We start from the raw sequence: 22532 nt of genomic DNA on the forward strand, positions 1-22532 counted from the left end.
ACGCAGAGAGGACTTCGGCATGCTCCCGGCGCTCGTCCGCGCACACGCGCGAACCCACCCGCATCGAACGGCCGTCGTCGTGGGTCGGGAACGTCTGACCTACGCCCGACTCGCTTCCAGGGCGGACCGTCTGACGGACCTGTTGCGGGCGTCGGGCATCGGTCGCGGCTGTCTGGTCGGCATCCATCTCGACCGCACGGCCGACGCCGTGGTCGCCCAGCTGGCGGTCCTCGGCGCCGGCGCGGCCTTCACCCTCGTCGAGCCCACCGAACCGGTCGCCGAGGGGGCGAACCGGCTCGCCCTCGCCGCCCCCGACCTCGTGCTCGCCGAGCCGCGCCACCACGGCGAGCTGCGCCGGTCCGGACTGCGGGTGGCGGACGGGCACGAGGCCGGCGGCGGCCTCGTGCCCCCGCCGGCCCCCGCCGACGGGCCTACGGAACCCGGGCCCGCCGACGACGACACGGCCTACGTGCTCTACACCTCGGGCTCCACCGGGGTGCCCAAGGGCGTGCAGGTCTCGCACGCCAACATCCGGCACTACACCGAGTCCCTGCTCCAGCGGCTCGACATCACCGAACCGCTCTCCTACGCGCACGTCACCACGCTCGCCGCGGATCTCGGCAACACCTGCCTGTTCCTCCCGCTGTGGACCGGCGGCACGCTGCACCTGGTGGACGACGCCACCCGGCGCGACCCGGCGGCGCTCCTGCGCTACCTCCAGGACCACCGGGTGGACGTCCTGAAGACCACCCCCTCGCACTGGAGCGTGGTCTTCCGGGCCTTCGGGCAGGACGGGACGACCCGGCCCGAGCTGCGCTTCCTGCTGCTCGGCGGGGAGTTGCTGGCGCTGCCGCTGGCCCGCCGGATCCTCGACTCCGGTGTCACCCGGAACCTCGTCAACCACTACGGGCCCACCGAGGCGACGGTGGGCGTCGCCGCGCACCGGCTGACCGCCGCGAGCGACCTCGACGCCCTCGACGGCGCCTCCGTGCCCATCGGCACCGCGCTGGGCCGCACCCGGCTCCTGGTCCGCGCCGACGACGGGACCTTCCACGACCGGGACGCGGTGGGCGAGTTGTACATCGCCGGCCCGTCGGTGGCGCTCGGCTACCGGGACGACCCGCAGGCCACCGCGGCGGCCTTCACGGACGACCTCGCGCGGCTCGACCCGGCCCTCGGACGCGCCTACCGCACCGGCGACCGGGTGCGCGCCGACTCCCGGGGCGTGCTGGAGTTCCTCGGCCGGGGCGACCGGCAGGTCAAGGTCAGCGGGTACCGGATCGAACTCGGCCACGTCGAGGCGGGCCTGCGCCGGCACCCGGCGGTCGCCGACGCGGTGGCCGTCCTGCTCACCAGGGACCGGGCGATGCTGGTCGCCGCCGTGGTGCCGGCCGCCGACGGCCGTCCGGCGATCCAACCGGCCGTGCTGCGACGGGAGTTGCGGGAGCTGCTGCCCGCGCACATGGTCCCCGACCGGATCGAGGCCTTCGACGCCTTCCCGCGCAACGCCAACGGGAAGACCGACCAGGCCGCCCTCCGGGAGCTGCTCGAAGCACGGCTCGCCGAGCGCACGCCCCGCCCGTCCGACCCCGCCGCCGACGGCGGCGACCCGGTGCTCGCCGACGTCCTCGCCTCCTGGCAACGGCACCTGGGCCACGGCGACTTCGCGGTCGACCAGGACTTCGACCAGGCCGGCGGCAGCTCGATCGACGCCATCCAGGTCATCGCGGACCTCCAGGCCAAGGGCTACCGGGTGTCGGCCGCGGCCTTCCTCGCCGAGCCGACGGCGGCCGCCCTGGCCACCCGGCTGCGGGAGGACCGCGGGGGCGACGACCACGGCCGCGCGTCCGCCGCCCGGGTCGTCGCGGACGACCGTGCGCTCTCCCCCGCCCAGACCTGGTTCTTCCGGCAGGAGTTCGCCCAGCCCGACCAGTGGAACCAGGCCCTGCTGCTGGAGACCGACAGCACGCCGCGGCCGGCCGAGCTGGCCGCCGCGGTCGCCGACGTGGTGGGCCTGCACCCCATGCTGCGCACCGCGTTCCGCCCGGGAGCCGACGGCCGGCGGCGCGAACTCGTCGATCCCGCCGACGCGTTCAGCTGGTCCCGGCTGCCCGAGGAGGACAGCCCGGCCGCCCGGACCGTCCGGGACGTCGCGGCCGCCCTCCAGCGGGAGATCCGCATCGCGGACGGCAACCTCTTCAAGGTGCACCTCTTCCTCGGCGACGGCCGGGCCGAACTGCTGCTGATCTGCCACCACCTGGCGATCGACGCGGTCTCCTGGCGCATCGTCGTCAGCGACCTCAGCCGCTGCTACAGCGAGCGGCTGCGCGGCGGCGAGCCCACCACCGCCCCCGGCCCGACCGGCTTCGGCCAGTGGGCCACCCACCTGCGCGACCGGGCCGCGCAACTGCGCGGGGACCTCGCGCACTTCGACTCCCTGGCCCGGCTGCCCGCCGTCGCACCACGGCCCGGCGCCCCCGGCGACAACCGCGAGGGCGACGCCCAGGCCCTCTGGTTCCGGCTGTCGCGCGCGCAGAGCGCCGCCCTGACCGAGGCCGCGGCCCGCTCCGGCATCCCCGCCCACGCGGCACTGCTGGGCGCCTTCGCCCAGGCGCTCACCGAGCAGCTCGGCACGGACGAACTCGTCGCGGACGTGGAGAGCCACGGCCGGATCTGCTTCGACGAGACACTCGAAGTCTCCCGCGTGGTGGGCTGGTTCACCTCGACGTTCCCCGTCAGCGTGCGCACCGTCGCCGGGGACCTCGCCGCCACCGGCAAGTCCGCGGCGGCGGCCCTGGCCGAGGTGCCCGCCCTCGGGGTCGCCTACGGCCTGCACGAGCAGCCGCAGCGGGCCGACGTCTGCTTCAACTACCTCGGCCCGTTCGCCCTGCCCTTCGGCGACGACCTGCACCTGCGGCCCTCGCGCCACCCGGTGGGACCGGTCCGCGGCCCGGAGAACGACCGCGGCTACGGCCTCAAGCTCACGGCGCGCGTCCACGACGGGCAGCTGGTGGCCGACCTCTCCTACACACCCGCGCGCCACGACCCCGAGCGGATGCTCGACCTGGCCCGCGCCACCCGCGACCACCTGCTGCGCGGCGCGGGGCTCCCGCCCGCCGACGGCCGGTTCGTGCTGGAGTCGGGATCGAGCACCGGGCTCCTCGCCCAGGTGCCGGGCGCCCTGGAGTGCGAGCCGCCCGCCGGGTCCGTCCGCGAGTACGGCACCGTCCTGCTCACCGGCGCGACCGGTTTCATCGGCGCGCACCTGCTCGACCTCCTGCTGACCCGCACCCGGTCGAAGGTGGTCTGCCTGGTCCGCGCGAAGGAGGGCCGGACACCCGCCGAGCGCCTGGCGGACGCCTACGCCTGGTACGTCCCGGACGGTCGCCTCGACCAGTACGCCGACCGGCTCACCGTGCTGGCCGGCGACCTCGCCGAACCGGACTTCGGCCTCGCCGAGCCGGACTACCGACGGCTGTGCCACGAGGCGGAGGCGCTCTACCACCTGGCCGCCGACACCAGGCTGTTCGGCGACCGCGAGTCCTTCGACCGGCAGAACACCGAGCCGGTGCGGGCGATGATCCGGCTGGCGACCACCGGCCGGCCCAAGGACCTGCACTACGTCTCGACGCTCGCGGTCTGCGGCGGCGGCGCGCCGGGCGAGCCGGCCGTCTTCTCGGAGGACAGCCTGGACATCGGCCAGGAGTTCCTCAACGAGTACGAGCGCAGCAAGTACGACGCCGAGCGCCTCGTGCAGGGCTTCGCCACCCAGGGCGGCAACGCGTTCGTCTACCGCTCCGGCAACGTCAGCGGCCACTCGGTGTCCGGCCGCTTCCAGCGCAACGGCGGCGACAACCGGCTGGTCCAGCTGCTGCGGGCGTCGGTGCGGATCGGCCGGGTGCCCCGGGTCGGCGCCCTGACCCTCGCGCTGAGCCCGGTGGACGTGGTGGCGCGGGGCATCCTGGAGATCTCGCGCAGCGCGCGGGTGCGGGGCGGCACCTTCCACCTCGACACCCACCACGAGGTGTCCTACGAGCGGCTCTTCACGGTCCTGCGCGACCAGGGGTACGCCCTGGCCGAGGACGGGGCGGAAGGCTTCGCGGAGCTGTTCGGCCGCTACCTCGGCGACGGCGGGGAGCAGCTCTCGCTCGCGCACTTCTGGGCCGGCCGACCGGACCGCAACGTGCGGTACGACCACACCCGCACCCGGCGGCTGCTGGCCCGGCTGGGGGTGGAGTTCCCCGAGGTGACGGGCTCCTGGCTGCACGCCTTCTTCACCGGCCTCGGGCAGCAGGGCGAACTCCCCTCCGCGGGCACCAGGTAACCGACATGGACGACAGACAGGGAACAGGCATGGACGAGAAGCGGGTCGCCGTGGTCACCGGGGCCTCCTCCGGAATCGGGCGCGCGATCGCCGCGCGCTTCGCCCGGCAGGGCGTGCGGGTGCTGGCCACCGGCCGCGACGGCAGGAGGCTCGCCGACCTGGCGGCCGAGTCGGACCAGGCCCCGGGGGCGGTCCGGCCCTTCCCGGGCGACGTGACGACGCCCGGGCACGCGCGGGAGCTGCTGGCCGCGGCCGCGGCGGAGTGGGAGGCGGCGAGCATCTTCGTCGCCTGCGCCGGGCACGGCCTGCCGGGCACCGTGCTCGGCTCGGACCCCACCCGCTGGGAGCGGCTGATCGAGGTCAACGTCCTCGCCGTCCTCCACCAGCTCCGGGACGCCGCGGCCGAGTTCGTGCGGCAGGCGGAGCTGGACGGGGGGCGGCGGGTCCGCGACATCGTGGTCATCGGCTCGACCGTCGGACGGCAGGTCTCGGCCGCGAACCCGGTGTACGGGTCGACCAAGTTCGCCGTCCACTCGCTGGTCGAGGCGCTGCGCCAGGAGGTCTGCGCCCACAACGTCCGGGTGACCCTGATCGAGCCCGGTTTCGTCCGCTCGGGCTTCCAGGACGCCGCCGGCTACGACAGCGCGTGGTTCGAGGCGGTCGCCGCCGAGAGCGGGCCGCTGCTGACCCCGGAGGACGTCGCGTCGGTCGTCGAGTTCGCGGTCGGCCGCCCGACCCACGTGCACCTCGACGACATCCGGCTCCGCCCCACCCGTCAGAAGGTCTGAGTGCCCCGCACCACCCGGAGGAGCACGCCGCGGAGGCTTCCGCGCTGAGGCCGTCCGCCCGGCGGGCTCCGTCCGACCGACATGACGAGGAGGAACGTTGTCACAGCTCAGGCCGGTCGCCGTACTGGTCGACGCCTACACCTCCGGCGGCTACCTGCCACCGGAGTTCACCGCCCTGGGTGCGGACCTGGTGCACGTCCAGAGCACCCCCGGGCTGATGCCCTCCATGCCCGCCCCGGACCTGACCGTCTACCGGGCGAACATCGTCCACGAGGACCTCGACCGGACGGTGGCGGAGCTGGCGCGGTACGCACCGGTGTGCGTGCTCGCCGGACAGGAGCCGGGCGTGCTGCTCGCGGACCGGCTGTCGGAGCGGCTGGGCCTGGCGACCAACGGGACGGAGCTCTCCGAGGCCCGCCGGAACAAGTACCGGATGATCGAGGTGCTCCGCGCCGCCGGCCTGCACTGCGCCGACCAGTTCAAGAGCGGCGACCCGCAGGCCCTGGTGGACTGGGCGCAGCGCGCCGGGCGCTATCCGGTGGTCGTCAAGCCGCTCGACTCCGCCGCCGGCGACGGGGTCGTCGTCTGCGCCGACGCCGAGCAGGTGCGGTCCGCGGCGAAGGCCGTCCTGGACACCGAGACGATCTACGGATCGCCCAACCGCGAGGCGCTCGTCCAGTCCTACCTGGAGGGGACGGAGTACGTCGTCGACATGGTCTCCCACGAGGGCCGGCGCTACGTGTGCGGCGTGTGGGAGTACCAGAAGCGCCTGCTGCCCTCGGGCCGCAACATCTACGACCGCGAGCGCCTGCTGTCGCCGGCCGAGCCGCCGGCGGCCGAGCTGACCGACTACGTGGACCGGGCGCTCGCCGCGCTGGGGGTCCGCCACGGGCCGAGCCACGCCGAGGTGATCGTCACCGCCGACGGGCCGGCGCTGGTGGAGGTCGGCTCGCGGATCGCCGGGAACATGCACCCCGGGTTCCACGACCGCTGCACCGGCGCCAACCAGGCGACGCTCAGCGCGCTCGCGTACCTGCGGCCCGAACGGTTCGCCGCCGAGTACGCGGGCCGCGGCTACCACAAATTCGAGGAGGCCGTCTGCTGCACGACCTCCACCACGCTGTCGGGCGTGGTCGAGAGCGTCGACGAGCGGGCGGTGCGGCGGATCGCCGGGCTGGAGAGCGTGTTCGGCCTGAACCTGAAGCTCGGGCCCGGGGACCGGATCCGGCCGACCGTCGACCTCTACTCCAGCACGCTCAGGATCTTCCAGTGCGCCGGGACCGCGGACGCGATCCACCGCGACCACCGGCGCATCGAGGAGCTCAAGGACCAGGTCTACCGGTTGTCCGACACAGAGTCAGGTGAGAGATGAGCACCGTCGTCGTCGCTGTCGTCCCGGGCGCGGCCGTCGGCCCCGCCGCCATCGCCGCGGCGGTCCGGGCCCGCGGCCTCCGCCCGGTCTTCGTGGCCGTCGCCGGCGCCCTGGGGGCGCCGGAGCGGGCGGCGTACGAGGGGTTCGGGCCGGTCGTCGAGTGCGAGCCCGACGCGCCGGAGCCGGCGCTGGCCCTGCTGCGTCCCCACCGGCCCTGCGGCATCACCACGTTCAGCGAGCCGCTGGTCCCGCTGACCGCGCGGCTCGGCGACGGGCTGGGGCTGCTGTTCCACGAGGCCGAGACGGTCACCCTGCTCACCGACAAGCGGGCGCAGCGCGGACGGCTGGCGCGGGCCGGTGTGGACGCCGTCCGGTCGATCCCGGTGACGAGCCGGGAGGAGGCCCTGGCGGCGGTACGGGAACTGGCCGGTCCGGTGGTCGTCAAGCCGGTCCACAGCCACAGCAGCCGCGACACCCACCTGGTGGCGGACGCCGAGGGCTACCCCGCGGAGCTGACGCCCACCGCCGAGCGCCCGTTCGTGGTCGAGGAGTACCTGCGCGGCCGGGACGAGGGCGACTTCGGCGACTACGTGTCCGTGGAGTCGCTCGTCGCCGACGACGCGGTCCACACGCTCGGCGTCACCGGCAAGTTCCCGCTGCTCGACCCGTTCCGCGAGCAGGGCCAGTTCTTCCCCTCCCAGCTGTCCCCCGCCGAGAGCGGCGAGGTGGCCCGGCTGGCCACCGAGGCGGCCCGCGCCCTCGGCATCCGGCGGGGCCTGGTGCACACCGAGATCAAGCTCACCGCGCGGGGCCCGCGGATCATCGAGGTCAACGGGCGGCTCGGCGCCTTCATCGCCGACCTGCACCGGCGGACCACCGGCCTGGACCTGCTGGAGCTGGGCATCGCGGTGGCCTGCGGACAGCCGGTCGAACCGTCGGCACCCGCCCCCGGGGACGTCGCCTTCCAGTACTGGAACCTGCCGCCGCTGGCCGGCGGCGCGCTCCGCCGGGTGGACGGGGTGCGGGAGGCCGAACGGGAGCCGGGCCTCGTCGACTACGTCACCCGGGTGCCGGTGGGCAGCGAACTCGAACCGAGCGTGATGACGATGCGGCTGGACTTCCTGCGCGGCGGCGCGGCGGACCACGCGGCGATGCTCCGGGCCCTGGACCGCTGCCTGGCCCCGCTGCGGTTCACCTTCGGGCAGCCGGACGGCACGGCCCGTACCTGGCAGGCCTCCCGGGGCGGGCTGTGCTCGCCCGCGTAGCGGCGGCGGCCCGGGTCAGGCCGCCCGAGCGGACCGGTGCGCTGCTGTCGGCCACCCTCGTGCTGTCCGTCGGCAAGGGGGCCTTCCTCGCCACCGTGATGGTCTACCTGCTGCAGATCGTCGGGCTGACGCCGCTGCTCGCGACGGCCGGCCTGACGCTCTGGGGGGCGGCCTCGGCGGCGGTGGCGGTCCCGACCGGCCTGCTCGTCGACCGGGGCCGGGGCCGCGCCGTCGGCAGCGTCGCCGCCGTCTGCGCGGCGCTGCTGGTCCCGCTCTCGGCCCGGGTCCACACGCCGTGGGCCCTGCTGCTCGTGCTCTGCGTGGCCGGGGGCTTCGACAGCGCGGGCAACGTGGTCCGCCGCGCGATGCTGGCCGGCGCCGGAGGCGACAGCGTCAAGGCGCTCGCCTGGGCGCGCACCGTCACCAACATCGGGTTCGCCCTCGGCGCGCTGTGCTCCGTACGGCTGCTGGCCTCCCGTTCGCCGTCCGCCTACGAGACCGCCTACCTGCTGATCGGCGGCGGCTACCTCGTCATGGCGGCGTGCTTCGCCACCACCTCGCTCGGCGCCGGCCGGCGCGGCTCCCCCTCCGTCCGCGCACCGGGGGTGGTCGGCGCGCGGAGTCTGCGCACCGGCGGCGCACTGGCCGCGGCGACGGGGATCCTGACGGTCCACACGACGCTGCTCAGCACCGTGCTGCCGCTCTGGGTCACCCGGCACGCCTCGGTGCCGGTGTCCGTGCTGGGCTGGCTGGTGATGCTCAACTCGCTGATCGCCGTGGGCGGTCAGCTGGCCGTGAGCAGGCGCGCGGCGACGCGCGAGGGAGCGCTGCGCTGCTTCCGGAACTCCGCGGTGTGGACCGCGGGTTGCTGCCTGCTGCTCGGCCTGGTCCGGTTCGCGCCGACCGGCTGGCAGGTCGTCCTGCTCGTCGCGGCCACGATCGCGCTGACCGGCGGCGAACTGCTGGAGGCCGCGGGCGAGTGGGGCCTGTCCGCCGTGCTCGCGGCGGCCGACGAGCACGGCTTCTACCAGAGCGCCTGCGTCCTCGGCGAGACCACCCAGGGCGCCGCCGGCCCACTGCTCGTCGCCGGCCTGGTCACCGCCGCGCCGGTCGCGGGCTGGATCGTCCTGGTGGCGGTGCTCGGAGCCGGCCGGTACATCGCCGGGTTCACCACGCCGCCACCCCACAAAGCCATCGCCATCGACTCATGACACGTCTCAGGACACACGGAATCGGGAGCGGACGATGAAAGGCTCACCCAGCGTCAACCACCCGCGTTTTCGGGCCGTCACCAACTGGATCTTCCTGCGCGGTGCGGGCGGCGAGGGCCGCCCGCGGATCATCCCCCCGCGCACGGTCTTTCCCGAGGTACGCGCCCTGGAGGCCGTCTACCCCGCCGTCCGGGCGGAGGTGGACGCGCTCCTGAGCCGCACGAGCATCCCGACCTACGGGACCTTCGACCCCGTGCGCGCGGCCCAGGTCTCGGAGGACTGGCGCCTCTACTACGCCTACATGTACGGCCGGCCCAACGAGCTGGCCAGGAAGGACTGCCCGGCGCTGCTCGACTTCGCGATGTCCACGCCCAACGTGGTCAACGCGTTCATCTCGATCCTGGACCCGGGCGTCGGCCTGCCGGCCCACCGGGACCCGTACGCCGGTGTGCTGCGCTACCACCTCGGCCTGCGGATCCCGAAGGACAACCCGCCGCGGATCAGGCTCGACCGCGACTACTACACCTGGCGGGAGGGCGAGGGAACGGTCCTGGACGTCTCGTTCGAGCACGAGGTGGAGAACCACAGCGACGAGCCCAGGGTCATCGTGATCGTCGACTTCCGCCGCCCGATGGGGCCGTTCGCCGATCTGCTCAACCGGTACTGCCTGCGCCTGAAGCAGAAGTGGGCCCCGCAGTTCGTCGAGGCCTCGAAGTACGACGTGATGCACAGCTGAGCGGCCGCGGTGCCGCGTGGGTGCGGGGCGTCGGCCTGGCCGGCGCCCCGCACCCGTGTGCCCCGGCGGGCGGGGTGCTCAGCCCGACGGGCGGTGCAGGGCGGCGAGGAAGGCCGCGCCCGAGGGGAGCAGCGGGGGCAGCGGGGCGGCGGCCGGGTGCCAGGGCGCCTCGTACTCCCAGCAGACCCAGGTGTCCGGCGGCAGCAGGCGCAGGCAGTCGGCGATCGGCAGGACGCCGGCGCCCAGCGGGAGCGGGGTGCGGTCGTGCGGGCCGGCGATGTCCTTGACCTGGACGTGGCCGAGGTACGGGGCGAGCGCCGCGTGGGTCCCGGCCGGGGTCTCGCCGGCCAGGTGGGTGTGCATCAGGTCCCACAGGGCGCCGACGGCCGGGTGGGCGACCCGGGCCAGCAGCCCGGCCACCGCCCGGCCGCCCCGGTGGGAGTCGTGGGTCTCGACGAGCACCCGTACGCCCAGCCGCCGGGCCTCCTCCGCGACCTCCGCGAGCCGCCGGACGGCCCGGTCGTCGGCCTCGGCGCGCGGGCCGTCGCCGCCGCGCGGGAAGACCCGCAGGCCGGCCGCGCCCAGGTCGGCGGCGAGCCGCAGGTGGGCGCGGAGCGCGTCGGTCACCGGGCGGTCCGACCCGGGGGCGGCGACGCCGACGTAGGAGGCGAGCGCGAGCGGGGTGAGGCCGTGGGCGCGCAGGACGCGGGCAGCGCTGCGGCGCTCCCCCGGGGTCATCGCCGGGTGGACGGACTCGCCCTCGGCGCAGCGCAGTTCGAGCCCGTCCCAGCCGTGCTCGGCGGCGAGCCGGGCGGCCCCGGCCAGCGGGAGCCCGGGGAGGCCGAGCGTGGAGAGGGCGAGCGGCACGGCGGCTCCGTCGTTCGTCGGGCGCCCCGGGCAGGGCAGGGCGGGCGGGGCGACCCGCGCGGGCGAGGAGGGCGGAGCGGGCCGGGCCAAGGATATATTCAAGCTGAGACAAAGTCCTGACCGTCCGGGCCCGGCCCGGTCCGAGGAGCGCGCGATGCCCCCGAGCCGTACCCCCGCCACCGCCACGACGCAGACCGTCGCCCAGGTGAACCAGACCGTCCTGCTGGAGGTGCTGCGGCGGCACGGCACGCTCTCCCGGCAGCGGCTGGCCGCCGAGAGCGGGCTGAGCACCGCGACCGTGCACCGGCTGGTGGAGGTGCTGCGGGCCGAGGGGCTGGTGGAGGTGGAGACGGAGCGGGCGCCGTCCAGCGGCGGCCGGCCGCCGCAGCTGATCCGGTACAACGCCCGCGCGCAGACCGTGCTGGCGATCGCGGTGCGCCCGCGCCGGATCGTCGGCGTGGTCGCCGCGCTGGACGGCACGGTGCTGCACGAGGCCGAGCACCACTGGGCGTTCCCCGGCCCGGACCGGCCGCGGGAGATCGCCGCCGACGAGCTGACCGGCCCGCTGCTCGCACTGGTGGACGGCCTGCGGGACTGGGCCGGGCGGCACGCGGGCGCCCCCCGCGCCCTCGTCGTGGGCGTGCCCGGGGTGGTCCGGGACCGCACCGGGCTGGTCGAGTTCGCGCCCGCGCTGGACTGGCCCGGGCTGCGGCTGGGGGTGCTGCTCCAGGAGCGCTACGGCGTCCCGGTGGCGGTCGAGAGCAACGTCAACCTGGTCGCGCTGGCCGTACGGGAGTCGCCCGCCGCGGCCGGGGTGGGCGACCTGGCGGCCGTCGTGGTGGGCATCGAGGTCGGCGCCGGGATCGTGCTGGACGGCCGGCTGCACCGCGGCCGGCTGGGCGCCGCCGGGGCGCTGGGCCACCTGATGGCCGGGCACGCGGCGCTGGACCGGCCGCTCGGGCGGACCGGCGACACCCAGGCGAGGATCGGCGACCACGCGGTGGACCGGCGGATCACCGAGGCCGGTCTGACGGTGTCCGGCACCCCGGCCGAGCGGGTGGCGGGGCTGTTCCGGCTGGGGCGCGAGGGCGACCCGGCGGCGGTCCGGCTGATCGGCGAGCTCACCGACGACCTGGCGCTGCTGGTGGCCAACCTGAGCACGGTGCTGGCGCCGGAGCTGATCGCCCTCGGCGGGCGGCTGTTCTGGGAGAGCGGGGGCGAGCTGCCGGCCGCGATCGAGAGCCGGCTGCAGGGGCGGGTGCCGGTCCTGCCGCGCCTGGTGGTCGTGCACAGCACCACCACCGAGCTGGTCGGCGCGGCCGCGGCGGCGGTCCGGCTCGCGGACGGGGCGACGTTCATCACCCGGTGAGGTCCGGGGCCCGGCCGGCTCTACGGGCTCCCCCGACTATTTCTCACTGTGATAGAAACTCCTTGTGCGTCAGCGACCCGAGGAGAACCGGATGCCCACCGCCGCCTTCGCGATGGACCCGGAGCGCTTCCCCGACGTGTACGGCCCGCGGGCCCGCGCCCGGGTCGCCGCCCGGGCCGAGGTGCTGGCCGCCCCGGCCTCGCCCGACGGGGTGTGGAGCGCCGAGCGGCTGGCCGCCGCCGCGCCGGAGGCGCTGCGGGCCGTCGAGGTGCTGTTCACCGGCTGGGGCGGGCCCGTCCTGGACGCCGCCGCCCTGGCCCGGCTCCCCCGCCTGCGGCTGGTGCTCTACGCGGCCGGCTCGGTGCGCCGGATCGCCGGCGAGGCGTTCTGGGCGGCGGGCGTCCCGATCGTCACCGCCGCGCACGCCAACGCCGTCCCGGTCGCGGAGTTCGCCGTGGCGCAGATCGTCTACGCCCTCAAGGGCGGCTGGCGCCACGTCCTCGACGCCCGGGCCGCCCGCGCCGCCGTCCCGGCCGCCCGCACCCCGGGCGGGTACGGCTCCACGGTCGGCGTCCTGTCGCTCGGCGCGGCCGGGCGCCTGGTCTGCGAGATGCTGCGCGGCTACGACGTCGAGGTCCTCGCGCACGACCCGTACGCCCCGGTGCCGCCCGGGGTGCGCGCCGTCGGCCTGGACGAACTCTTCGCCGCCGCCGACGTGGTGAGCGTGCACACCCCGCTGCTCCCGGCGACCCGAGGCCTCGTCGACCGGCGGCTGCTGACCTCGATGAAGCCCGGCGCCACGCTCGTCAACACCGCGCGCGGAGCCGTCCTGGACGAGCCCGCGCTGCTGGCCGTCCTCGCCGAACGCCCGGACCTCTTCGCCGTGCTGGACGTCACCGACCCCGAGCCGCCGCTGCCCGGCTCACCGCTGTTCACCCTGCCCAACGTGGTCGTCACCCCGCACCTGGCGGGCAGCCGGGGGCTGGAGCGCCGCCGCCTCGGCGACCTGGTCGTCGGCGAGTTCGAGCGCTGGCTGGACGGGGCCCCGCTGCGCCGGGCGCTCGACCCGCACACCTACGAACGGATGGCCTGACCCGTGCCGGATCCACAGAGCCCCGACGTCGTCCTGATCCTGACGGACCAGCAGACCGCCGACGCGATGGGCGCCGCCGGGAACCCGTACCTGCGCACCCCCGCGATGGACGCGCTGGCCGCCGCCGGCACCCGCTACCCCAACGCCTACTGCGCCCAGCCGCTCTGCACCCCCTCCCGGGCCAGCCTGATGACCGGCCGCCTGCCCAGCACCGTCGGCGTCACCGGCAACACCGGCGGCCCCGAGGACCCGCTGCTCGGGCGCCTGTTCACCGAGGCCGGGTACGACTGCGGCTACGGCGGCAAGTGGCACCTGCCGGAGCTGGACCTGCCCGCCGACCGGGGCTTCCGCCGGATCCACCCGGCGGGCGGGGACGACGCCGGACTCGCCCGCGCCGCCGCCGGGTTCGTCCGCGCGCCGCGCGAGCGGCCGTTCCTGCTGGTCGCCTCCTTCCTGGAGCCGCACGGCATCTGCGAGTGGGCCCGCGGCCAGGACCCGCGCACCGGCCCGCTCCCGGCCGCGCCGCCCGTCCCCGAACTCCCGCCGCTGCCCGCCAACTTCCCGGTCGGGCCGTACGATCCGGCGCTGCCCCGGCTGGCCCGGCTGGCCCAGCCGCACACCCACCCGACGGAGCACTGGCGGGAGGACGACTGGCGCCGCTACCGGCACGCCTACTACGCCCTGGTGGAGCGGGTGGACCGGCACATCGGCCTGCTGCTGGCCGCGCTGGCGGAGCGCGGCGGCGACCGGGAGACCGTGGTGGTGTTCAGCTCCGACCACGGCGACGGCGCGGGCGCCCACCGCTGGAACCAGAAGTGGGCCCTGTACGAGGAGTGCGTGCGGGTGCCCCTGGTGGTCACCGGCCCCGGGGTGGCCGCCGGCGCGGTCGACGAGCGGCTGGTCGCGGCCGGGCTGGACCTCATCCCGACGCTCTGCGACCTGGCCGGGATCGAGGGGCCGGACGGGCTGCCCGGCCGCAGCGTCCGCACGCCGCGGCCGCACGACAGCGTGGTGGTCGAGACCCGCTGGGAGATCCCCGGCTTCGACAACGCCCTGGGCCGGATGGTCCGCGCCGGGCGGCACAAGTACGTCTGCTACGCCTGGGGCGACCACCGGGAGCAGCTCTTCGACCTCGCCGCCGACCCCGGCGAGCTGGTCAACCTCGCGGTCGACGCCCGGCACGCGGCGCTGCTCGACCGCTTCCGGGGCCTGCTGGCCGGGCACTGCGCGGAGGTCGCCGACCCGTTCGCGCGCTTCGTGCCGCACGCCGCGCGCTGACGCGAAAGGGGCCGGCCCGCCCGGGCCGGCCCCTTCCCTCGCGGTCGTTACGGCCGGACGGCGATCAGCTCGCGCCCGCGCAGCGTGTAGAGCACGCCGTGCTCGTCCGCGGCCAGCCGGGCGCCGCTGTACCACTCGGCGTCCAGCCCGACCAGCACGGTGGCGGCCAGGGTGTCGCGGTCCAGCCGGAACAGGCTGCGCTCGCTGACCCCGTACAGGGCCCCGCCGAGCGCCAGCAGCCGCGGGTTGGCGCCGGAGACGGCCCCCAGGTCGGCGCGCCGCCCGATCACCGGCACGAACCCGGCCCGCCGCGAGCCGCACAGGTCGACGGTGAACGCCCGGCCGTTCACGGTCAGGCCGTACAGGGTGTTCCCGAGCACGGCGAGGCTGCTGACGCCCGCGCCGAGGTCGGTCGCGGTGCGCCACAGTTCGCGGCCGGCCACCGGGTCCCAGGCGGCCAGGTCGCCGCGCGGGCCGGTGGGCCGGGCGTTGTCGCCGCCGAGGAAGGCCTGGCCGTGCCCGGCGGCGACGGCGCGCACCAGCTGCTCGGGGCCGAGCGGGTCGGTGTGCACGGTGGGCCGGCCGCTGCCCGGGCGGTAGGTGACGAAGGAGCCGCCGCCGGTGGTGTCGGCCTGGACGCCGAGCAGCAGCAGGCCGCTGTCCGGGTCCCGGCGGATCACCTGCGGCCGGTTCTGCTCCTGCGGCAGCGCGGCCTCCTTGACGGGTGCCGGGTCGCTTCCCGGCCGGTAGCGCCAGATGCCCTGCGAGGAGTAGACGCCCAGGTAGAGGGTGCCGTCGTCGAGGACCACGGTGTCCTTGGCCTCGCCCGGCACCGGGAGCTTGCGGACGGTCCCGGCGGCCAGGTCGTGCAGGGCGAGCGAGCCGTTGCCGCCGACGTAGACCCGCCCGGCGCGGGCGGCGACCGACATGCCGAGCTGGGCGGCGGCGGGGGCGCCCGCCTCGACCAGGTCCCGGGTGGCGACGGCCCCGGTGCCGAGGTCGAGGGTCCAGACGGTGCCGCCCTCGGTGACGCCCGCCAGGGTGTCGCCGAGCCGGCCGAGGCCCCAGGAGTTGCCGTCCGGCACCGGCACGGCGAGCTGGTCGAGCGCGCCGGTGGCGAGGTCGTGGCGCCACAGCACGCCGTGCTCGGTGGAGGTGAACCAGAGGGTGTCCCCCCGGCGCTGGAAGTTGGTGACGCTCTTGGTGCCGGGGACGGCGAAGGAGCGCAGCACCCGGTGGTCGGCCGGGTCGAGCAGCGCCACGTGGGCGGGCGCGCCCTCGGTGGAGACCGCCAGCAGGTCGTCGCCGAGGACGGTGATCCGGCGGATGATCGTGTCGCCGCGCAGGTCGGGCGGGGTGATGTCGCTGACGGCGCCGGTGGCCCGATCGACGGCGTACAGGCTCGCCCGGGTCGCCCCGCCGCCGCCCGCGAGGTTGCTGCCGACGCCGAGGTAGGCGTGGGTCGCGGTGGCCGCGACGGCCCGGCCCTGGGTGGCGTTCGGCGCCGGGGAGGCGACCTCGGTGACGGCGCCGGTGGCCGGGCTCCAGGCGTAGAGGCCGGGGCCGGCGGCCCGGCCCTTCTGCCGTCCGGTCGCGTAGACCGTCCCGTCGGGCGCGACGGCCACGTCCCGCACGTCGGCGCCGGGGACGCTGCCGAGCGCGGTGAGCGTGCCGTCGTAGCGGTAGAGGTTGGCCGCGCCCGGGGCGTCGGTGACGCCGAGGTGGAGCACGCCGCCGTGGGCGGCCGAGCCCTGGACGAAGTTGCCGGTGGGCAGGTCGACGGTGGCGGTGACCCGGCCGGTCGGCAGGTGGTAGCCGATCACCCGGGCGGGGGCGAGGTTGCGCGAGCCGATCCACAGGGTGTCGTCGATCAGTGTGGCGCTCATCAGGGGGAAGTCGCTGTTCCCGGGGCCGAGTCCGGTCACCTCCGGTCCCTCGGCCCCGGGTGCGGCGGGGGCCGCCGCGGCGGCGGGCGGGCCGAGCACCGAGAGCGCGGCCACCGCGCCGGTGCCGAGCAGGAGTTGGCGGCGGGAGGGGTTCACGGCAGGCATGGGGCTCCAGGGTCCGGTCATGGGCGGGACGGTTCGGGAGCGCCGGCGGCCACCAGCAGCTCCCGGGTGTACGGGTGCGCGGGGGCGGCGAACAGCTCGGCGGCGGGCGCCCGTTCGACCACCCGGCCGTGCCGCAGCACCAGCACCTCGTCGCAGAGGTGCCGGACCAGCGCGAGGTCGTGCGAGATGAACACCAGCCCCACGCCGTGCTGTTCGCGCAGGTCGGCGAAGAGGTTGAGGATCTGCGCCTGGACCGAGACGTCCAGCGCGGAGGTCGGTTCGTCGGCGACCAGCACCTGCGGGCCGACGGCCAGCGCCCGCGCGATCGCGACCCGCTGGCGCTGGCCTCCGGAGAGCCGGTGCGGCCGGGCGTCGAGCACCGCCTCCGGCAGGCCGACCAGCTCGCACAGCCCGCGCGGGTCGCGGTCCCGCAGCCCGTGGGTCGTCAGCGGCTCGGCCAGCGCCTCGCGCACCGTCATCCGGGGGCTGAGCGAGGCGTACGGGTCCTGGAAGACCAGCTGTACCCGGCGCCGCAGTTCGCGTTCCTCGGCGCGGTCGGCCCCGGCCCAGGAGCGGCCGCCCACCCGGACCGTCCCGGCCTGCGGGCGCACCAGCCCGAGCAGCGCGCGGGCCAGGGTGGACTTCCCGGAGCCGGACTCGCCGATCACCCCGACCGCCCGGCCGGGCGCGGCGCTCAGGCTCACGCCGTCCAGCGCCGGGGGCCGGCGGCGGCCGTAGCGCACGGTGAGGCCCTCGGCGACCAGGACGGGCTCGGCGGCCCGCTCCACCCGTCGCGCCTCGACGATCTGACGTTCCGTCACCACCGCCTGTGCCACGGGGAGGTGGCAGGAAAAGCCGGAGTCTCCGGTGTCGGCCCACTCCGGCGCCGAGGTCGTGCAGCGGTCGGCGGCGGCCGCGCAGCGCGGTGCGAAGGCGCAGCCGGCGGGCGCCTCCCCGGCCGCCGGCGGGCGTCCGCCGATGACGGTGAGCGGCGCGCCGGGCGGGCCGTCCAGCCGGGGCACGCCGGCCAGCAGCCCGGCGGTGTACCGGTGCCTGGGCGCGGCCAACAGGCCTGCGGTGGGCGCCCGTTCGACGATCCGTCCGGCGTACATCACCTGGACGGTGTCGCAGCTGCGGGCCACCACACCGAGGTCATGGGTGATCAGCAGGACGGCCGTGCCGGTCTCGTCGCGCAGCCGGACCAGCAGGTCCAGGATCTCCACCCGGGTGCTCGGGTCGAGCGCCGTGGTCGGCTCGTCGGCGATCAGCAGTTCGGGGCGGTTGGCCATCGCCATGGCGATCAGCACGCGCTGGCGCATGCCGCCGGAGAACTCGTGCGGCCGGTCGCGGTAGCGGCGCGCGGGCTCGGCGATGCCGACCAGGTCGAGGAGTTCGAGCGCCCGGGCCCGGGCTTCGCGGCGGCTCGCGCCGTGCACCAGGGCGGCCTCGGCGAGCTGGCGGCCGACCGGCATCCGGGGGTTGAGGTGGGCCAGCGGGTCCTGGAAGACCATGCCGATCCGCCGGCCGCGCACCGCGCGCACGGCGGGCTCGGGCAGGGCGAGCAGGTCGGTGCCGTCGAAGCGGACGGTGCCGCCGGTGGTGCGGCAGCCCGGCGGCAGCATCCGGTTGACGGCCAGCGCGGTGAGCGTCTTGCCGGAGCCGGACTCGCCGACCAGGCCGAGGATCTCGCCCGGCCGCACGGTGAGGTCCACCCCGCGCACCGCCTCGCCGCCGCCCGCCGTGACGCGCAGACCGCGCACCTCCAACAGCGGCGGGCCCGGCACGGCAACGGCGCTGCCGGCCTGGGCCGTTGTGAGGGCATCGGTCGTGGTCACCGCAGTCTCTCCCGGTTGAACGAGTCGGCGAGCAGGGTCAGGCCGAACACCAGCAGGCCGAGCAGGACGACCGGCGCCAGGGCGTAACCCGGGTGGAGGAAGAGGTACTTGGAGCCGGTGTTGATCATCGTGCCGAGCGAGGGGGCGGGCGGCTGGATGCCGAGGCCCAGCACGCTCAGGCCGCCCTCGGTCTTGACGGCGTGCGCCATCGCGACGGCCAGCAGCGCGGTGGTGGCGTCGACGACGTTCGGCAGGACGTGGCGGCGCAGGATCCGGCCGCGCGGCACACCGAGCACCCGGGCCGCCACCACGTGGTCGCGGGCCAGCTGGGCGAGCAGGGCCGCCCGCGCCTGGCGTCCGAAGGAGGGCAGCGCGCTGAGCACGATGGTGGCGACCACGGTGCCCAGCCCCGGGCGCACCAGCAGGGCGAGCGCGAGGCCGAGCAGGACGCCGTGCAGGCCGAGCAGCAGGTCGAACAGCCGTTGGACGGCCTCGCCCAGCAGCCGGTTCAGCCCGCCGAGCAGGCCCAGCGCGGTGCCGAGCACGGCGGCCGCGGGGACGGCCAGCAGGCAGACCAGCAGTTCGGTGCGGATCCCGGCCAGCGCCCGGGCGAGCAGGTCGCGGCCGACCTCGTCGGTGCCCAGCAGGTGGGCCGCCGACGGCCCGGCCAGGGCGTCCGGGCCCTGCCGGTAGGGGTCGGCGGCGAGCAGCGGGCCGAGCAGCCCCAGCAGCACCACCAGGAGGACGAGGAGCGCGCCGGTGCGCCCGCGCCGGGTGCGCAGCGCGGCCGGGAGCGCGGGCAGGGCGAGCCGGCGGCGGCGTACGGCGAGGGTGCTGGTCACCGGTCCTCCCCGGTGCCGGCGCGGGCGATCCGCGGGTCGAGCCGGCCGACCAGCAGCTCCGAGCCGAGCTGGACGAGTACGGCGACGGCGACGGCGAGCATGATCAGGGTCTGGGCGACCGGGTAGTCCCGCTGGTTGATGGCGTCCAGCAGCAGCTGGCCGAGGCCGTGCCGGGCGAAGAGCTGTTCGGCGACCACCGCGCCGCCGAGCAACTCGCCCAGGTGCAGGCCGAATTCGACGCAGAACGGGGCCAGGCTGTTGGGCAGCACATGGCGCGCCAGGACCCGCCGGGGCGAGGCCCCCTTGGCGACGGCCGTCAGCACGAACTCCTCCTGGCGGGTGCGGCGCAGCTCGGTGGCGAGCAGCCGGGCCAGCACCGCCGCCCCCGGCAGCGCGAGCGCGACGGCGGGCAGGGCGAGGTACTGGACGGCGAGGTCCGGCGCGGTGAACAGGTCCCGCTCGCCGCCGGCGGGCAGCAGGCGCAGCAGGACGGCGAAGACGAAGACGAAGAGCACGGCGGTGACGTACACCGGCAGCGCGAGCAGGGCGGTGGCCAGCGGGTCGAGCACCCGGGCGAGCCGGCCGCGGCGCTCGGCGGCCAGCGCGACGCCCAGCAGCAGGCCGAGGACCAGCATCAGCAGCCCGGCGACGAGGGCGAGTTGGACGGTGCTGCCGACGCTCTGGCCGATCAGCCGGGTGACCGGCTCCCGGTAGTGGAAGGAGCTGCCCGGGTCCCCGGTGAGCAGTCCGTGCAGCCAGCCCAGGTACTGGACGGGCATCGGCCGGTCCACGCCGAGGCTGCCGGCGAGCCGGTCGCGCTGCTCCTGGTCGGCCTCGGCGCCGAGCGCGGCGGAGACCGGGTCGCCGGGGGCGAGGCGGAGCAGCAGGAAGACGGCGACGGAGGCGAGCCAGAGCGTGGCCAGCGCGCCGGCCGCCTTTCTGGTCCAGTAGGGCACGGGGGTACTCCAAGGGGGTCGGAGGAGCCGCCCCAGGGCGGTGGGGGTCGCCCTGGGACGGCCGTCAGGCGGTGCGTCCGACGGTGCGGCGCGGCGACGGCGCCCGGCGGTACGTCCGGCGGTGTGTCAGGCGGTGCGCCGGGTGTCGTCGAGCCGCAGGTAGCCGAGCGCGCTGGTGGCCACGCCGCGCACCGAGGAGGCCAGGGCGTAGGTCTCCCAGGCGTGCGCGAGGGTGATGTGGAAGGACTCGGTGAGCAGGTACTCGGACAGGTCGTGGTTGACCTCGGCCCGGGCCTGCTCGTCGGCGGCGGCGAAGGCGCGGGCCTGGAGGTCGGCGTAGGCGGGGTCGGTGACGTGCGAGGTGTTCCGGCCGACCTGGAGCGGCCCGGAGACGGTGATCCCGCTCAGCGGGGAGACGCTGACCATGCCGTGGTTGGCGATGAACAGCCCGTCCAGCGTGCCCTGTTGGATCTTCGGCTGGAGCGCGGCGTTGTCCAGCAGCTGGACGTCGACGCCGAACCCGGCCTGCTCCAGGTCGTACTTGACCAGTTCCACGAGGGAGGCGAAGACCGGCGAGTTGGCGGCGGTGAGCGGCACCCGGGCGCCCTCGGCGCCGGCCTCCCGGAGCAGTCCGCGGGCCTTCTCCGGGTCGTGCGGGTAGCGGGTGACCTGGTCGGGGGTGACGCCGGGGGTGTTGGAGGGCCAGGGCAGGCTGCTCGCCTCGGCGTGGCCGCCGTACACCTGGGCGACGATGCGGTCGCGGTCCACCGCGTACTGGAGGGCCTGGCGCACCCGGCGGTCGCCGAAGGGCCCGCTGGTGACGTTCACGCCGAGGAACGCCTGCTGGTAGGAGGACCTGGCGGACTGCACGGTGAAGGCCGGGTTCCCCCCGAGCACCTTGAGGTCGCGCCCGGGCACCGCGCCGATCAGGTGGGACTGCCCCGACTGGAGGGCGGACAGCGCGGCCTGGCTGCTGGTCACCGACCGGACGGTGATCCGCTCGAAGTGCGGCCGGCCGCTCTGCCAGTAGTGGTCGTAGCGGGCCAGGTCGAGCTGGTTGCCGCCCTTGAACGCCTGCCAGGTGAACGGCCCGGTGCCGTTGACCCTGTCGGCGGCCTTGCCGTCGACGTAACTGCGGGCGTCCACCACGGGGTTGAAGGCGAGCGCGTCGAACAGGTTGCTGGTGGGCTTGGCGAGCGTGAGGGTGACCTCGTTCGGGGCGCTCGCCCGGATGTCGGCGAGCCGTTCCAGCAGCGGCTTGACCTGGGAGGACTTGGCCGCGCCGGTGAGCGAGAAGACGACGTCGTCCGGGCTGAGCGGGCGGCCGTCGTGGAAGGTGACGTCCTCGCGCAGCTTGAGCACGAGCCTGGTGCGGTCGGCGCTCCACTCCCAGGAGGTGGCGAGCCAGGGCACGGGCTGGAGGGTCTGCGGGTCGAGGTCGACCAGCCGGTCCAGCACCAGGTTGACGAACACCGGGGTGTCCGGGCCGCGGTGGAGCAGCTGGGTGGGGTCGGGGGCGGCGCCGTAGACGATCTGGAGGTCCGGCGCGGAGGCGGTGGCGGGGGCCGCGGCCCCGCCGACGGCGTCCTCGGTGGCGGAGCGGCAGCCCGCCGCCAGCAGGACCGCTCCGGCGCTCAGGCCGAGGAAGCCTCTTCGGGGCAGGCCGTGGTGGCGGGCCGCGTCGCTCATGGTGGTGCTACCTCTTCGGTTCTCGGGGTCTCGGTCGGCGGGTGCGGTGTCAGTACCTGGTCACGACGACGCTGTCGCTCCAGGCCACCACGTCGGGGCCGCCGGTCGGGTAGGGGATGTTCTTGGCCGGGTTCCAGTTGGCCCGGTAGATGCCGGTCTTGAAGTACGGCGACTGGTTCTGGTGGTAGTTGTTGAGGCCGCTGTACGCGCCGACCTGCGCGCCGTCCCGGTAGACGGTGACGGCGCCGGGGGTGGTGTCGGTGGACCAGGTGATGTCGAAGGCCCACTGGTTCCAGTGGCCGAACTGCACGTCGCCGAGCGGGATCACCGCCTCCTGGACGGTGCTCGGGTCGGTCAGCCAGTGCACCTTGAGCCGCCAGCTGCCGTCCTTGACGGTCAGCGCGATCGGCGGCTTGGTGTCGCTGCCGTCGGCGAGCGGGTAGCCGTGCCACTGGGCGAGGATCGTCTCGGTGGACGTCCGCACCCAGTCGGTGGGCAGGTAGTCGGCGAGGGCGAAGCGGTAGCTGCCCCAGCCGAGGGAGTTGACGGCGACCTCGGAGCGGTAGGAGGCGCCGTCGTTCGGGACGCTGAAGCGGGCGGCCTGGCCGGTGCCGCCGGCGGGTGCGGGGGCCACGGTGATGCTGCCGTTGCCGTCGACGCGCTGGCGGGTCCAGGCGGCGAGGGTGCCGGATTCGAAGTCGTCGGCGAAGACCTCGGTGGCGGCGGTCACGGCCGCGGAGGCGGGTGCGGGGGCGGCGGCGTGGGCGGGAGCGGCGGCGGTCACGGCCAGGGCGGCGGTGAGCACGGCGCCGGCGAGGCGGCCGGGGAGTCGGGACACGGGTTCTTCTCCATCTCG

The 22532-nt window shown here is 75.7% G+C and carries 16 protein-coding genes; 9 read left to right on the top strand and 7 right to left on the bottom strand.

Going from position 1 to position 22532, the window contains the following annotated elements:
• Positions 1–19 precede the first annotated feature (19 nt).
• The 6 genes from AMK13_RS21965 to AMK13_RS21990 all read left to right on the top strand — a co-directional run bounded on the left by AMK13_RS21965 (position 20) and on the right by AMK13_RS21990 (position 9696).
• Positions 20–4324, top strand: coding sequence for a non-ribosomal peptide synthetase (locus tag AMK13_RS21965; RefSeq protein ID WP_074003738.1), 4305 nt, complete (start codon positions 20–22; stop codon positions 4322–4324).
• Between the two features lie 5 nt (positions 4325–4329).
• Positions 4330–5112 carry an SDR family oxidoreductase gene (locus AMK13_RS21970; RefSeq protein ID WP_234348280.1) on the top strand — a complete coding sequence of 261 codons (783 nt, stop codon included), beginning with the start codon at positions 4330–4332 and terminating at the stop codon, positions 5110–5112.
• Between the two features lie 97 nt (positions 5113–5209).
• Positions 5210–6484, top strand: coding sequence for an ATP-grasp domain-containing protein (locus AMK13_RS21975; protein ID WP_049650440.1), 1275 nt, complete (start codon positions 5210–5212; stop codon positions 6482–6484).
• Positions 6481–7749 carry an ATP-grasp domain-containing protein gene (locus AMK13_RS21980; protein ID WP_074003739.1) on the top strand — a complete coding sequence of 423 codons (1269 nt, stop codon included), beginning with the start codon at positions 6481–6483 and terminating at the stop codon, positions 7747–7749. The genes AMK13_RS21975 and AMK13_RS21980 overlap by 4 nt, the downstream gene beginning before the upstream one ends.
• Positions 7734–8960: an MFS transporter gene (locus tag AMK13_RS21985; protein ID WP_074003740.1), complete on the top strand. Its 1227-nt coding sequence runs from the start codon at positions 7734–7736 to the stop codon at positions 8958–8960. The genes AMK13_RS21980 and AMK13_RS21985 overlap by 16 nt, the downstream gene beginning before the upstream one ends.
• A 34-nt stretch (positions 8961–8994) precedes the next feature.
• The gene (locus tag AMK13_RS21990; protein WP_049650443.1) at positions 8995–9696 is read left to right on the top strand and encodes an aspartyl/asparaginyl beta-hydroxylase domain-containing protein; all 702 of its coding nucleotides are present in this window, start codon (positions 8995–8997) and stop codon (positions 9694–9696) included.
• 78 nt (positions 9697–9774) lie between these two features.
• Here the strand turns inward: AMK13_RS21990 and AMK13_RS21995 are convergent, their stop codons facing one another.
• Positions 9775–10563 carry a sugar phosphate isomerase/epimerase family protein gene (locus AMK13_RS21995; RefSeq protein ID WP_074003741.1) on the bottom strand — a complete coding sequence of 263 codons (789 nt, stop codon included), beginning with the start codon at positions 10561–10563 and terminating at the stop codon, positions 9775–9777.
• A gap of 154 nt (positions 10564–10717) precedes the next feature.
• Between AMK13_RS21995 and AMK13_RS22000 the strand changes: the two genes are divergently transcribed.
• The 3 genes from AMK13_RS22000 (at position 10718) to AMK13_RS22010 (ending at position 14303) form a co-directional block, all read left to right on the top strand.
• A complete protein-coding gene (locus tag AMK13_RS22000) occupies positions 10718–11932 on the top strand; it encodes an ROK family transcriptional regulator (RefSeq protein WP_049656563.1) in 1215 nt (404 codons plus the stop codon).
• Positions 11933–12023: 91 nt separating this feature from the next.
• The gene (locus tag AMK13_RS22005) at positions 12024–13025 is read left to right on the top strand and encodes a hydroxyacid dehydrogenase (RefSeq protein ID WP_074003742.1); all 1002 of its coding nucleotides are present in this window, start codon (positions 12024–12026) and stop codon (positions 13023–13025) included.
• Between the two features lie 3 nt (positions 13026–13028).
• Positions 13029–14303, top strand: a complete 1275-nt coding sequence (locus AMK13_RS22010) for a sulfatase family protein (protein ID WP_074003743.1) — start codon at positions 13029–13031, stop codon at positions 14301–14303.
• Positions 14304–14350: 47 nt separating this feature from the next.
• Here the strand turns inward: AMK13_RS22010 and AMK13_RS22015 are convergent, their stop codons facing one another.
• The 6 genes from AMK13_RS22015 to AMK13_RS41140 all read right to left on the bottom strand — a co-directional run bounded on the left by AMK13_RS22015 (position 14351) and on the right by AMK13_RS41140 (position 22514).
• Positions 14351–16354, bottom strand: a complete 2004-nt coding sequence (locus AMK13_RS22015; protein WP_074003744.1) for a PQQ-binding-like beta-propeller repeat protein — start codon at positions 16352–16354, stop codon at positions 14351–14353.
• Between the two features lie 17 nt (positions 16355–16371).
• Positions 16372–18189: a dipeptide ABC transporter ATP-binding protein gene (locus AMK13_RS22020; RefSeq protein ID WP_241852991.1), complete on the bottom strand. Its 1818-nt coding sequence runs from the start codon at positions 18187–18189 to the stop codon at positions 16372–16374.
• A complete protein-coding gene (locus AMK13_RS22025) occupies positions 18186–19031 on the bottom strand; it encodes an ABC transporter permease (RefSeq protein WP_079272343.1) in 846 nt (281 codons plus the stop codon). The genes AMK13_RS22020 and AMK13_RS22025 overlap by 4 nt, the downstream gene beginning before the upstream one ends.
• Positions 19028–19987 (bottom strand): ABC transporter permease, encoded by a 960-nt coding sequence (locus AMK13_RS22030; protein ID WP_074003745.1) that lies wholly within the window; start codon positions 19985–19987, stop codon positions 19028–19030. Before AMK13_RS22030 ends, AMK13_RS22025 begins: the two co-directional genes overlap by 4 nt.
• A gap of 126 nt (positions 19988–20113) precedes the next feature.
• Positions 20114–21676 carry an ABC transporter substrate-binding protein gene (locus AMK13_RS22035; protein ID WP_074003746.1) on the bottom strand — a complete coding sequence of 521 codons (1563 nt, stop codon included), beginning with the start codon at positions 21674–21676 and terminating at the stop codon, positions 20114–20116.
• Positions 21677–21725: 49 nt separating this feature from the next.
• Complete coding sequence (locus AMK13_RS41140; protein WP_074003747.1) at positions 21726–22514, bottom strand: polysaccharide lyase; 789 nt, start codon at positions 22512–22514, stop codon at positions 21726–21728.
• Between the last annotated feature and the right edge of the window lie 18 nt (positions 22515–22532).

This window comes from Streptomyces sp. CB02056 (genome assembly GCF_001905545.1).
In the GTDB taxonomy this organism is placed as follows: Bacteria; Actinomycetota; Actinomycetes; order Streptomycetales; family Streptomycetaceae; genus Kitasatospora.

Excerpts from the sequence above, each read along its gene's own strand:
- AMK13_RS21965 (WP_074003738.1), top strand. The coding sequence starts at position 20 with ATGCTCCCGGCGCTCGTCCGCGCACACGCGCGAACCCACCCGCATCGA.
- AMK13_RS21970 (WP_234348280.1), top strand. The coding sequence starts at position 4,330 with ATGGACGACAGACAGGGAACAGGCATGGACGAGAAGCGGGTCGCCGTG.
- AMK13_RS21980 (WP_074003739.1), top strand. The coding sequence starts at position 6,481 with ATGAGCACCGTCGTCGTCGCTGTCGTCCCGGGCGCGGCCGTCGGCCCC.
- AMK13_RS21990 (WP_049650443.1), top strand. The coding sequence starts at position 8,995 with ATGAAAGGCTCACCCAGCGTCAACCACCCGCGTTTTCGGGCCGTCACC.
- AMK13_RS22000 (WP_049656563.1), top strand. The coding sequence starts at position 10,718 with ATGCCCCCGAGCCGTACCCCCGCCACCGCCACGACGCAGACCGTCGCC.
- AMK13_RS22005 (WP_074003742.1), top strand. The coding sequence starts at position 12,024 with ATGCCCACCGCCGCCTTCGCGATGGACCCGGAGCGCTTCCCCGACGTG.
- AMK13_RS22015 (WP_074003744.1), bottom strand. The coding sequence starts at position 16,354 with ATGCCTGCCGTGAACCCCTCCCGCCGCCAACTCCTGCTCGGCACCGGC.
- AMK13_RS22035 (WP_074003746.1), bottom strand. The coding sequence starts at position 21,676 with ATGAGCGACGCGGCCCGCCACCACGGCCTGCCCCGAAGAGGCTTCCTC.